The sequence below is a fragment of the Qipengyuania sp. S6317L1 genome (assembly GCF_023015615.1).
In the GTDB taxonomy this organism is placed as follows: Bacteria; Pseudomonadota; Alphaproteobacteria; order Sphingomonadales; family Sphingomonadaceae; genus Erythrobacter.
In genome coordinates, this window is the sequence record NZ_JALKAJ010000002.1 from 614,623 (window position 1) to 627,559 (window position 12,937).

The 12,937-nt window shown below is 59.7% G+C and carries 9 protein-coding genes; 3 read left to right on the forward strand and 6 right to left on the reverse strand.

All coding sequences use genetic code 11. The features are described from left to right. Positions 1–132 precede the first annotated feature (132 nt). The 3 genes from MWU38_RS04280 to MWU38_RS04290 are packed head-to-tail and all read left to right on the forward strand — an operon-like array spanning position 133 to position 5,671. Positions 133–1,191, forward strand: coding sequence for an efflux RND transporter periplasmic adaptor subunit (locus MWU38_RS04280; RefSeq protein WP_247270586.1), 1,059 nt, complete (start codon positions 133–135; stop codon positions 1,189–1,191). After that, complete coding sequence (locus tag MWU38_RS04285) at positions 1,188–4,313, forward strand: efflux RND transporter permease subunit (protein ID WP_247270587.1); 3,126 nt, start codon at positions 1,188–1,190, stop codon at positions 4,311–4,313. The genes MWU38_RS04280 and MWU38_RS04285 overlap by 4 nt, the downstream gene beginning before the upstream one ends. Further along, on the forward strand, positions 4,310–5,671 hold the full coding sequence (locus MWU38_RS04290) for an efflux transporter outer membrane subunit (RefSeq protein WP_247270588.1): 1,362 nt from the start codon (positions 4,310–4,312) through the stop codon (positions 5,669–5,671). The genes MWU38_RS04285 and MWU38_RS04290 overlap by 4 nt, the downstream gene beginning before the upstream one ends. Before the next feature lie 21 nt (positions 5,672–5,692). Here MWU38_RS04290 and arsB read toward each other — a convergent pair whose 3' ends face one another. From arsB to MWU38_RS04320, 6 genes are all read right to left on the reverse strand, one after another. After that, entirely contained in the window at positions 5,693–6,760 is a 1,068-nt protein-coding gene (gene arsB, locus MWU38_RS04295) for an ACR3 family arsenite efflux transporter (protein ID WP_247270589.1), read from the reverse strand. Beyond that, complete coding sequence (locus MWU38_RS04300) at positions 6,760–7,257, reverse strand: arsenate reductase ArsC (protein ID WP_247270590.1); 498 nt, start codon at positions 7,255–7,257, stop codon at positions 6,760–6,762. The genes arsB and MWU38_RS04300 overlap by 1 nt, the downstream gene beginning before the upstream one ends. A gap of 94 nt (positions 7,258–7,351) precedes the next feature. Beyond that, positions 7,352–7,690 (reverse strand): metalloregulator ArsR/SmtB family transcription factor, encoded by a 339-nt coding sequence (locus MWU38_RS04305; protein WP_247270591.1) that lies wholly within the window; start codon positions 7,688–7,690, stop codon positions 7,352–7,354. Between the two features lie 195 nt (positions 7,691–7,885). Beyond that, the gene (locus tag MWU38_RS04310) at positions 7,886–9,469 is read right to left on the reverse strand and encodes a sodium/sugar symporter (RefSeq protein WP_247270592.1); all 1,584 of its coding nucleotides are present in this window, start codon (positions 9,467–9,469) and stop codon (positions 7,886–7,888) included. A 36-nt stretch (positions 9,470–9,505) separates the two neighbouring features. Beyond that, on the reverse strand, positions 9,506–11,908 hold the full coding sequence (locus MWU38_RS04315; protein WP_247270593.1) for a glycoside hydrolase family 3 protein: 2,403 nt from the start codon (positions 11,906–11,908) through the stop codon (positions 9,506–9,508). Continuing rightward, on the reverse strand, positions 11,905–12,873 hold the full coding sequence (locus tag MWU38_RS04320) for a glycoside hydrolase family 16 protein (RefSeq protein WP_247270594.1): 969 nt from the start codon (positions 12,871–12,873) through the stop codon (positions 11,905–11,907). The genes MWU38_RS04315 and MWU38_RS04320 overlap by 4 nt, the downstream gene beginning before the upstream one ends. Between the last annotated feature and the right edge of the window lie 64 nt (positions 12,874–12,937).

The following is a 12,937-nucleotide window of genomic DNA, read 5'->3' on the forward strand; positions in this document are numbered from 1 at the left end:
CGGGATTATCGCGGGCCCAAAGCTGCAAATTACGCTTAGTGATCGTAAACGCGGGTTATCCCCTGCCGCTGGAACAAGAAGCCCGCTAGCCCGTTGATCAAATCCTACGATAACGAGGAAACTCCCGGAAAAATGCGCGTCTTTTTCATCGTTAGCTTCTTGCTGGCTCTCGTCGCCTGTGGATCGGAGCAAGAGGAACGCGGCGAACGGTCGGTCAATGTCGTCGCACAAAAGGCCGATTTCGTGGAAGAAGAACAGGTGGTCGAGGCAATCGGCACCGCGCGTGCTGCGCGCTCCGCCGAGCTGTTCTCAGAGGTGTCGGGCCGGGTCACTGCCGTGCGCTTCACGCCGGGCGCATTCGTACGAACGGGCCAGCCCCTTGTTGAACTCGACGCGCGCGAAGAACGCCTTTCGCTGCGGCTCGCAGAGGTGCGCGTGACAGAAGCGGAGCAACTCCTCGCGCGCTATCGCCGGATTGAGGACACCGGTGCCCTTTCCGAGAGCCAGATCGAAGCGGGTGAGACTGCTTTGGCAGCAGCGCAAATTGAACGCGACCAGGCCCGCGTTGCCTTGTCTTTGAGGACCATCCGGGCCCCTTTTTCGGGCCATATCAGTTTTTCGGAGATCGACCCGGGCGACAGCGTCACGCCGCAAACCCTGATTGCCCAGCTCGATCAGCGTGGCCGACTGTATGTGGATTTTGCGGCGCCGGAAACCGTGTTCGACCGTCTCGGCACCGGACAAACAGTCGACGTATCGCCCTTTTCCGACCCGGACACTGTATTCAAGGCGCGTATTGAGGCGGTCGATAGCGCAATCGAACGGGAACAGCGCAGTTACACAGTGCGGACCGTGCTCGACAATGCACGCGACCGTTTCCGCCCTGGCATGAGCTTCAGCGTACGCTTCGTCGATACCGGAGCCACGCGCCCCTCTGTGCCCGAAACTGCGGTGGTGTGGGACGGCGATGGTTCAGCAGTGTTCACCGTGCGCGAAGGCAAGGCGGAGCGCACGCCGATAACCATCTCGTCGCGTGGCGAAGGGATTGTTCTGCTCGACGGCGACATCGACGAAAATACGCTGATAATCACCGAGGGCGTTCAGAAAGTTCGCAGCGGTCAGGCGGTTGCGATCGTCGATCCGCCTGCGCGCGCTCCAGCTGAGGTCAACGTCGCGGAGGCGCAGCAATGAACGACCTCCCAATGCTGGCGGTCAAACGGCCGTTGCTGATTTTCGTGCTTAACTTGCTGATCGTGATTGCGGGGGTTGCCGCCTTCCTCGGTACCGAAGTGCGCGAACTTCCCAATGTCGACCGCCCGGTGGTCACCGTCACGGCCAACCTTCCCGGCGCCGCGCCCGAGACGATGGATGCCGAAGTCACCTCGGTGCTCGAAAATGCCGCAGCGCGGGTTAATGGCGTTCGCCAGATCCGTTCCTCAAGCGAGGAAAACAACACCCGTATCCGCGTGCAGTTCGAGCCTGGCACCGACCTTGATGCGGCAGCGTCCGACATCCGTGAATCGGTCAGCCGGGTCACCCGCGAACTGCCCGACCGGGTCGAACAAGTCCGGGTCGTCAAGGCAGACGAGGATGCAGAATCGATCATGACCATCGCGGTATCGAGCGATGCCTACGACGTGATGGAACTCACCCGTATTGTTGAAAACGATATCACGCCCGAACTGCTCGCGGCTGACGGAGTGGCGAGCATCGATCCGTTTGGCACGCGCGAGCGGCAATTGCGGGTTGCGGTCGATCCCAATCGGCTCGCCCGGTTCGGTTTGACGATCAGCGATGTCGCGGGCGCGCTGGAGCAGGCTCCTTTCGATACGCCGGTTGGTTCGCTCGATTCCGACGCGCAGACCCTGATCGTCCGCGCTGAGGCGACGGCAGCGACCCCCGAACTGATCGCGAATGTCGTAATTCGCGAGGAAGTCCGCATCGGCGATGTGGCTGAGGCCTATTTCGCGCCCGCCGACGCGACCAGTTACGTCCGGCTCGACGGGGAGCCGGTCATCGGACTGGGCATAATCCGACAGGCGAATTCGAACACAATCGCGATTTCCGATGCGTCCCGCGCTGCGGTGGACCGTTTGAACGAGCGCTTCGAAGAGATCGACATCCGCGTCATCTCCGACGATGCGGCTTTCATCCGCGTGTCGGTGCAGGAGGTGCTGACTACCCTGATCATAACGGTGGCGGTGGTGATGGCGACTATCTTCCTGTTCTTCGGCCATGCGAAACCGACGCTAATCCCAAGCGCCAGCATTCCCATCGCGCTCATCGGCGTTGTCGCGGGCATTTGGGTTTTCGGCTTCTCGATCAACCTACTGACCCTGTTGGCGCTGGTGCTGGCGACCGGCCTTGTGGTTGATGACGCAATCGTCGTGCTTGAAAACGCGCAGCGACTCCAGAAAAACGAAGGCCTCGGCAAGAAGGCCGCGGCGGTACTCGGCACAAGACAGGTCTATTTCGCGGTGATTGCGACGACGGCGGTGCTGGTGTCGGTGTTCGTTCCGATCAGCTTCCTCCCTTCGGAAACCGGGCGACTTTTTCGCGAATTCGGCTTCGTGCTGGCGATGGCGGTGATCCTGTCAACTTTCGTCGCGGTATCGCTGGTCCCGGCGCTGGCGGCCAAGATCGATCTTGCCGACGACAATGCCGAACCTAACCCGCGCCTCGCTGACCTCGCGGGCAGATTTGCGCGGCGCTATCGCAGCGCGGTCGAACGCTGCATTGCGCGGCCCGCCGTAACCGTGGGCGTTTCATTGCTTGCGCTGGTTGCCGCAGGGGTTGCCTACACGCAGATTCCTGAGGAACTGACCCCTGACGAAGACCGCTCGACATTCTACATCTGGGCCAGCGGGCCCGATGGGGTCGGCCTTAACTTCATGGACCGTGAGATGGACGAGATCGAAGAGGTACTCGACCCGGTCCTCGACAACGGCGAAGTCGAATCCACGCTCTCGATCGTCGGGCGCTACGATCCCAACCGCATCTTCGTAACCGCAACTCTCGCCGATTGGGATGAACGCGAGCGCAGCCAGGCCGAAATCGTCGATGAGGTAAGCGGCCCGCTCGAAAACATTCCGGGTTCGCGAATGCGCGCGTTTGGCCGTGGCACACTAAGCGGCGGTTGGGGCGGACGCGGAGGCGGGATCGAGGTCGCGTTGCTCGGCAACAACTACGAAGGCATCTACGACTCGGCCAGACGTCTCTCCGATGCCATCGCCACGCAGTCAGATATCCTTTCCGATCCCGAAATCTCCTACCAACCAACTCAGCCGCAGCTTTCGATCGGCATCGACCGCCAGCGGGCGGCAGACCTTGGAGTCGATTTCGAGGACCTTGCGCTGACCCTTCGCGCAATGGTCAGCGGGAACGAGGTGGTCGATCTCAACGTCGATGATCAGGCAATCCCGATCTTCCTCACCGCCGATGCGGTCGCGATCAACCGGCCGAGCGATCTCGGCAACCTCTATGTGCGCAGTGACACCGGGGCGCTGGTGCCCATCTCTTCGCTCACGCAGTTCACAGAGGAGGGCGTCGCCGCTGAACTTGACCGGACCGAACAGCGCCGCGCCATCGAAGTCGAAGCCGCCATTGCACCGGGAACACCGCTCGCTGACGCGGTCGCCGAAATCGAAAGGATGGCAGACGAGGCTCTCGCCGAGGATATCGACATGATCCTGCAGGGTGAAGCCGAGCAGTTAGAGGAAAGCGGCAATGAATTGCTCCTGACCTACGGCTTTGCGCTGCTGATCGTCTTTCTGGTGCTGGTGGCCCAGTTCGAAAGCATCGCCAGCCCATTCGTGATCCTGTGCTCGATCCCCTTTGCACTCGCCGCCGCTCTGTTCGCGCTTTTGCTGTCGGGGACCTCGCTCAATATCTATTCGCAGATCGGGCTTGTGATGTTGATCGGCCTGATGGCGAAGAACGGCATTCTGATGGTCGAGTTCGCCGATCAGCGCCGCGAGGAAGGGGCCAACGTTCCGCAAGCCATAGCGGACGCCGCTGCGATCCGTCTGCGCCCGATCGCGATGACCCTGATCTCGACGATCCTCGGCGCAATCCCTCTGGTTCTGGCGAGCGGCGCCGGTGCTGAAGCGCGCGAGTCGATCGGCTGGGTGATCTTTGGAGGGTTGGGGATCGCTGCGGTTTTCACCCTGTTCCTGGTCCCCGCGCTCTACACCCTGATCGCGCCTCTCGGGAAACCGCGCAGCGTCGACCTTGCCCGCCTCAAGCGAGAGCTGGATGAGCATCGCAATGGCGACGGCGACGGCGACGGCGATTTGGCGGGAGTGCCCGCATGAGGTTAGCAATTGCCGCAGCAAGCGTTCTTGGGCTCGCCGGATGCATCGCACCCTCTATCCCGCAGGTCGAACCCGCGGCAGGTGTTTCGCTGGCGCAAGACTACTTCGCCGAAACCCGTCCCTCAAGCGGTCTGGACGATTTCTGGTGGCGCGGCTTCGAAAGCAGCGAACTTGACACGCTTGTAGACCAGGCTCTTGCCCGCAACCAGTCCCTCGAAGCAGCGCGACAACGGCTACTTGCAGCGCGAGCGATTGTGGCGGCTGAGGAATCGGATTTCTTGCCTGATATCGGGGCGCAAGGGTCCGCCGATTTCGGGATCGACGAATCCGGCTCCTCCTCGAATTCAGCCGCAGTCGGACTGGCTGGTATCTGGCAGATGGACCTCAACGGGAGACTTTCCGCTGAGCGTGCCGCCGCGATTGCCGATGCCGACGCGGCGTCGTATTTCGTGGCCGACCAGAGGCGCCTGATCGCTGCCGGCGTCGCGAGCCAGTATGTCGAACTCAAACGCACGTCTGCGCGGCTGAACCTGCTTGACCAGTCGGCGGACCTCCAGCAGCGGACGCTCGAGATCGTCACCCTGCGCTTTGAAGCTGGCCTGTCGTCCAATCTCGATGTGCGGCGGGCAGCCGCAGACCTTGCCCGGACACAGGCACAGCGCGGGCCGCTGATTTTGGCGCGAACGCGTGCGGCCAATGCCCTTTCCGTGCTCGTCGGCGACCCTCCGTCACCACTTGATGCGTATGTTGGGGAAACGTCGGTGCCGGGCTTCGCGCAAGGTCCGGACACGGGCGTACCCGCCGACTTGCTGCGGCGCAGGCCAGACCTCCTAGTGGCAGAAGCAAACGTTGCGCGCGCGGCCGCAATCGTCGGGGTCGAGCGGGCGGATCTTGCGCCCACCTTTGCGCTTCAGGGACTTGTGACCGCTGGCAACGGAAGCATAGGCGATGTGTTCTCCAGTGTGCTTGCAACGCTGGGCGGTGTGCTCGACCTGCCCCTTGTGGATGGCGGACGTCGCCGTGCGGAGGTCACAGCTGCCGAGCGTGATCTTGATGCTGCTGTGGCCGACTACCGGCAGGTTTTGCTCGGTTCACTGTCAGAGGTAGAAAGCGCTTTCGTATCAATCGAAGCTGCGCAGGACCGGCTGGTTCAACTAGACAAGGCCGTGACCGAAAGCGAAGCGGCGTTCGAGCAATCAAACGCGCTCTATCGTGAGGGGCTGGCAACACTATTCGATGTGCTTGACGTGCAGCGGCAGCTTATATCGAGCCGTGAAGCGGTACTCGACGCCCGATCGGACCTCGCGCAGGCTTACATCGAGTTGTTCACTGCAGTCGGCGCTCCGACGGTCCTTTAGCCTTTGCAGCAAGCGCGGCGATCAGGCCGCAAAGTTCCGGCGCGTCCGGTTTGCTATCGCAACCAGTGACAGCATAACCGGCACCTCCACAAGCACGCCCACGACCGTCGCCAGTGCGGCGCCGCTGCCCAATCCGAACAGACCGATGGCAACCGCCACCGCCAATTCGAAGAAATTGGACGTACCAATCAACGCGCATGGTGCAGCAACCGCGTGCGGCACCTTCCAGGCTTTTGCCCAGCCATAGGCAATGAAGAAGATGCCATAGCTCTGAACGATGATCGGTGCAGCGATAAGCGCAATCAGCAGTGGACGCGAAACGATGGTTTCGGCCTGAAAACCGAACAAAAGCAACACTGTCATCAGCAGCCCAATGATCGAAAGCGGCTTTATGCGCCCGGTGAACTGCGCAATCGCTGCGGCATCGTGGTCATGCGCGGCGAGCAAGCGGTGCCGCACCAACGCTCCTGCCACAAGCGGCACGACCACATAAAGGGCGACCGAAAGCAACAAGGTTTTCCACGGCACGGCAATATCGGTGACACCCAGCAGCAGCGCGACAATAGGCGCGAACGCAACTACCATGATGAGATCGTTCGCCGCCACCTGCACCAGCGTATAAGCGGGGTCGCCGTTGGTAAGCTGCGACCAGACAAACACCATCGCGGTGCACGGGGCAGCCCCAAGCAAGATCAGGCCGGCGATATATTGCTGCGCATCGTCAGGCGCGATCAAGTCAGCAAATACCACCTCGAAGAACAAAACGCCCAGCGCCGCCATGGTGAACGGTTTGACGAGCCAGTTCACAATCAATGTGATGATCAGTCCCCTTGGCTTGTCACCCACACGGCGCACTGCGCCAAAGTCGACCGTCACCATCATCGGGAAAATCATCGCCCAGATTAGGATCGCAACGACAAGGTTGACCGAAGCATACTCGATCGCCGCAAGCGAACCGAACAATTGCGGTGCGATATTGCCAAGCGCAATCCCGGCGAGGATCGCCGCGCCGACCCAGACCGAAAGACATTTTTCAAACAGGCCCAAGCCTGCCGCGCGCGCGTCAATGTCAGTTGTAGCAGTCGCCATCACTTGTCTGCCTCATCACCAATGGCCTGGAGTTTTCGCCTAAGAGCAATCTGATCAAGGCTCTCGATTGGAAGGGCGAGCATAAGATCAATGCGCCGTTTCAACATCCGGAAAGCGTCGAGGAACGCTGCTGCTTTCTCTGCATCACTGCCTTCGACGGCGGCCGGATCGGGGATGCCCCAATGTGCCGAGGTTGGGCGGCCAGGCCAAACGGGGCAAGTTTCGGCTGCCGCGCTGTCGCACACGGTGAATATCAGGTCGAACTGAGGCCCGTTGGCAAACTCGTTCCAGCTCTTGGAAGAATAGCCCTGCGCACGATAGCCCAAAGTCTTGAGCGTATGGATTGCCCACGGATTCACAACGCCTGTCGGATTGCTGCCCGCGCTGTAGGCGTTGAAGCGTCCTTCGCCGTCATGATTGAGGATCGCTTCGCCAAGGATCGAGCGAGCGGAGTTACCCGTGCACAGGAACAGCACGTTCAAAGGTTGGTCGGACATGGTTAGCCTTCAGCAGCCTTGAGGCCACCATAAACCTCTTCGGGTTCGGCCTTCTCCTCAACCTGAATGCCGACATGCACATGGAACCGTTTCATCAGGCGCTCTTCCGTTGAGGAGAAGGGAGGCAGGCGGCATCGTCGGAACAGGCTATGCCACCACAACAGTTTTCGGTGAGGTAACCCATAAGGCCATTCATCGCGGCATAGTCCGCCGAATAGATGATCGAACGGCTTTCGCGTCGTTGTGCGACTAGCCCGGCATTGGCAAGTTGGGCGAGGTGAAAACTCATCGAGGATGGCGGCACGTCGAGCTTTTCGGCCAACGCACCGGCGGCAACGCCCTCTTCCCCTGCCTGCACAAGCAGGCGGAACGCGGCAAGGCGGTGCTCTTGTGCCAAGGCAGATAAAGCGCGGATGACACGGTCGGCTTTCATCGCTCACTCCAATAATTCGATAAATATAGAAATATGGAATTGATCATGGCGCGTCAAGAACCCTGCGTGATGCGATCAACTTCCCATTGGATTTAATTCAGAGGTGTCAGAGCGATTTCAGGCAGCTCAATCTAGCAAACGGAAATGCTGCGCGGCTTAGCCTCAAGCTGGTTTTTGCATGACGCTGCGCACTCTTTACCAGAGCCAAGCATAAAGCCCCACCAGCATTGCTGCTGTTATGGCAGCGAGCGTATTGAACAAAGTGCTCGTCGCGAACGCGATGCCGGAGAGATTGACCGTGCGCTCTCCATCAGGGGCCTTTGTCGCGCGCGAGACAACCGCCGCTGCAACGAGAGCTCCGAGGAATACGAACCAGATACGAATGATGAAAGGCACGTCTGGCATGCCAAATTTCAGGGCAATGTTCACAACCAGAGAGCCAAGCAGTGCGGTCAAGGCACCCACTTCGTTGGTTTTCTTATCGAAGAAACCGAGAAGGAACACCACAACGATGCCCGGAGCGATAAATCCGGTGTACTCCTGGACCGTCTGAAAACCGCTTTCAAATCCCCCGATGAACGGACGGGCAAGAACCAGAGCGATTGCCATGGCGCTGAACGCTGCAATCCGGCCGACGGTCACATAGTGTTGGTCGGGCCTGTCTGGACGCGCCGAGCGATAGATGTCCATTGTGAAGATGGTCGAGATCGAGTTCATCATTGAAGCCAGGGAAGACACGACAGCGGCAATCAACGCTGCAAACACCAGTCCGCGCAGGCCGGATGGTGCAAAGGCCATAAGCTCGCCATAGGTGCGGTCCGATTTCTCGGCCAGAGCCGCCCCATCGAGCATGCCTTGTTGTGCAAGGATCACTGCAGCGATCCCGGGCACGACCACGATGAACGGCACAAGGATTTTGAGAAGTGCCGCAAATGCCAGCCCCTTTTGCGCCTCGCCAAGGCTCTCGGCGCCAAGGGCGCGCTGAATGATGTACTGGTTAAACCCCCAATAGCTGAAGTGAAGCACCCAGAGGCCGCCCAGAAGAGTCCAGATCCCGGGCAGATCTTTGTAAGCAGGATGCTCTGGCTCGAGGATCATTTCAAAGTGGCCAGGCATCTCGCCCATAAGATAGCTGAAGCCTTCAAGAGCTCCGTCGGCTGGCAGCGCGTCCAACGCATACCAGGTGATCGCAAGACCGCCGAGCACGAGTATCACAACCTGGATGATGTCAGTGAGCGCAACCGCTTTAAGACCGCCGTAGAGCGAATAGAGCGCTGCAAAGCCAGCCAAGGCCATCATGCAATACATGATCCCCCAACCGGTAAGCGATTGAACCGCCAGCCCACCGAGCCAAAGCACGGTGGTCAGGTTTACCGCAGTGTAGAGCGCCACCCAGAAGACGCTCATAAGGTTCTTCACCCCTTGACCGAAGCGCTGGTCGAGGAACTGCGGCATGGTGTAGATCTTGCGCTTGAGAAAGATTGGCAGAAAGAACTTGGCAACGATCAACAGGACGATTGCCGCTTGCCATTCATAGGCTGCGATCGCGACGCCGACGGCGAAGCCTTGACCCGATTGTCCAATAATCTGCTCTGCGGAGATGTTGGAAGCAATGAGCGAGGCCCCGATAGCCCACCAGGGAAGCGCGCGTCCGGCGAGGAAATAATCCTCTGTATCTTTCTTGTGCCCGGCAGGTTCGCGGCTGACGAACAATGCAATACCAAGCAAGGCGAGCGCGTAGCCCGCGATAATCACGATATCGATTGTTTCCAGTGTCACCCGCGCTCTCCCCTTTTTTATCTCGCAGCACTCAGATTAGAATGAGCACTCGGTCCCATCTGCGTTTTCTTCCCGCGTGATCTGGCTCACGTCGATGGTGAACTCCCCCGGAGAGGCAAACGTCAGTCTGTCACCAGTCCTGCCAAGGCATTGGGAGGTCAGAACCATTTCTCGCCACCCCTTGCCTTCGGCGACCAACATCGCTTGCGATATGTCCAATTCCTCGCCCCCAGCGGCAACGGTAAAGCTTCCATTGGGGCGCGCATCGACCTTGTACGCGATACGCCAGTCAGCCGGACTATCTGGTCCGCGCAATGTGAGTGATGCTCCCGGTTTGAAGCTGATCCTGCGCGCGTCTTCCTGTGTGTCGCGATCAAGCCCAACTGCGGTAATGCCATTGCCTGATCCGCGAAGGTCACCCAAAACCGCATTATCCGCCACCGCCTGAATGAGGGGACCAAGCCGCCCCGCAGCAAACCAGGCCGAGCCGCTTCCTGTCTCCAGAGCCGCACACTCTTCGCTGAGTTTTGCGGTCTCGCGTGCTTCGCCATAGGTCAGGCCGAAGCCTAGCGAGAATAGCGCACCTTCAGCCGAATTGAGCGGTGCGCCCTCGCAGGTGGCAGGCCAACTGAAAGAAAGCTTGCCGGTCGCTTGCTGCTTGCCGAAGAGGACGTCGGCAACCCCTGCCCCTTCGCTTCCCGGCAGCCAAGCGGCAACAAAGGCGTCTGCTGCGTTGATTTCGCGGTTCATCCACAAAGGGCGGCCCGAAAGGAAGACGGCGACCGTTTTCAAACCTGCATCGCGGTATTTCTTGAGCAGCGCCAAGCCTTCATCATCACGAAAGACCAGGTCTTTGCGGTCGCCGACGAACTCGGCGTAGGGTTGCTCGCCAAAAATCACGATGGCGACATCAGCATCGCTGCCAGCCGCCAACGCGCCGCTCTTGGATAGAGCGACGTTGTGCCCTGAAGCGTGAGCTTGCGCCTTGATACCTTCGTAGATCGAGGTTGCGCCGGGGAAATGGTCTGCGGTGAGATCACCGCCCCCCTGCCATGTCACGGACCAACCACCCGCCTGTTGAGGAATGTTATCGGCCGCTCTCCCCGCAACGAGGATGTTCGCCCCCTTGCGCAACGGCAACACACCGTCATTCTTGAGCAGAACCAGCGACTTTGACACTGCCTCACGCGCGGTTGCGCGGTGCGCTGGCAAGCCCAGCTTTTCCCAATCACCAGCATGCTCGCGCGCGGAGGGACGAAGACCGCCGTCCTTATCGCCATCCAGCATGCCGAGATCTTGCTTCATGCGAAGAACGCGAGTGACTGCCTCGTCAAGACGCGCCATCGGTATGGTGCCGTCCTCGACCTGTGCGAGGGTATTCTCGTAAAGCGCCTTCCAGTCTTCGGGCACCATGTAAACATCAAGGCCAGCGAGTAATGCCTGCGGACAATTCTCATTGCTACAACCCTTGATCTGACCGTGGCCATTCCAGTCGCCCACGACCAACCCGTCAAAGCCTAGCTTACCGCGCAATTCACCGGTCAGCAGCGGGCCATTGCCGTGCATCTTGCGGCCGTTGATTGAGTTAAAGCTTGCCATGATGCTGGCAACGCCTGCCTCGATCGCGGGAGGATAGGGTGCGGCGTGGATTCCCATAAGCTCGGCCAGATCGCCGTTCACATCCCCTTGGTCGACCCCCTGCTCGGTGCCGCCATCGCCAAAAAAGTGCTTGGCGGTTGCAGCAACCCGACCTTTGCCAAGGTGGTCTGTCGATCCGATGGTGCCTTGCAGCCCTTCAACCATCGCGCGGCCCAATTGTGAGACAAGCGCGGGGTCTTCGGAATAGCTTTCGTATGTGCGCCCCCAACGATCATCGCGCGCGACCGCAACCGTGGGCGCAAAAGTCCAATCGATGCCGGTGACCTCGATCTCGACCGCTGTGGCGGCTCCGATCCTGCGGATTAGATCAGGATCGCGCGTCGCGCCGAGCCCGATATTGTGCGGAAAAACGGTCGCGCCAATGATGTTGGCGTGGCCGTGGACTGCATCCGTTCCCCAAAGAACCGGGATAGCCGGTTCGCCGTTCTCGATCGGCTTCAGCGATGCGTCCCAATACGCATCTGCAAGCTCAAGCCATTCGGGTGCGGGCGCAAGATCATTGTTGTTCGGGCCCGAGTTGCCGCCATTGAGTACAGTGCCAAACCGATACTTCTCAACGTCGGCAGGGGTGATCGCGGAAATGTCCGGCATGATGAGCTGAGCGACTTTTCGCTCCACGCTCATGCGCGAAAGCAGGTCAGCGATTTGAGCCTCATCGGCATCAACTGCCGGAGCAGGTGTCGTCGACGCGATCCGCTCGCTTGATTGGGTAGCGGTTGCTGTACATCCGGAAAGAGCAGTCCCGCACGCAAGCACAGCCGCAAAGGCAATCAGTCTCATTGCGCCGCTCCATCGCGCTCGGCCTCAATCAAGGTTTTCGGGCGATAAACGCGCACATAATCGACCTCCATACGCGCCGGGAAAGCGGCAGGGTCGATGCCCTTGCGCCCGCCCCAAGTGCCACCAACCGCAACATTCAACAGCAGGTGATGAGGTTGGTCAAACGGCCAGCGTGTCTGCTTGTCGCTTTCCTTGTTGAACAGGAATTTGGGCGCATCATCGACCGCAAAAAGCAACATGCCAGGCGTCCACAAGAGCTGATACTTGTGCATCTGCTCGCAGGCCGTTGGCAGTTCATGTTGAGTGGTTTTTTGGCTGCCGCGCGAGAAATTGAACGCGGTGGTATGGATCGAGTGGTGTATAACTCCAGGGTCAAAACCGACATGTTCCATGATGTCCATTTCGCCGCCCGCAGGCCAGACAACGTCGGGGTCTGACGGCAGTGTCCAGATCGCTGGCCAGGTGCCGCGTCCGCATGGCAATTTGGCGCGGATTTCAAAGAAGCCATAGGTCCAGTCGCCAAGACCTTGCGTCATGAGGCGGGCGGAACTGTATCCCTGCCCGCCCCAGTCTTCAAAACGGCCAGCGCCAAGGTCTTCCTCATGCGCCTCAATAATGAGATTGCCGTTTTCGACCCGAGAGTTTTTCAAACGCCCCGAAGCGTAATATTGCTTTTCATTGTTGTACCACTCTTCCGCATTGCGATGGGTGTCGTATTTCCATTTTGTGGGATCGGGCAGGCCGTCACCCTCGAATTCATCCGACCAAACGAGTTCAAATCCGACCGGCACATTGGTGGAAACACGGACGGGCGCGGGGCCTGCGCCTGTGCTTTCACTTGAGTTTGCAGGTGCAGACACAGAGTTGCCGGTTTCGACTTGCGCCGCAACGGAGGCAGTAAGGCCCGCTACTCCCAACCCTGTGATCATGCCCAGAAGCGGTTCGCGCCAAAGGTTATGTGCCATAACTGTGATCCCTCGAATTGTGTGTCCGTGAGGGAGACGATGCAGTGATCCCCTATACCTGCAT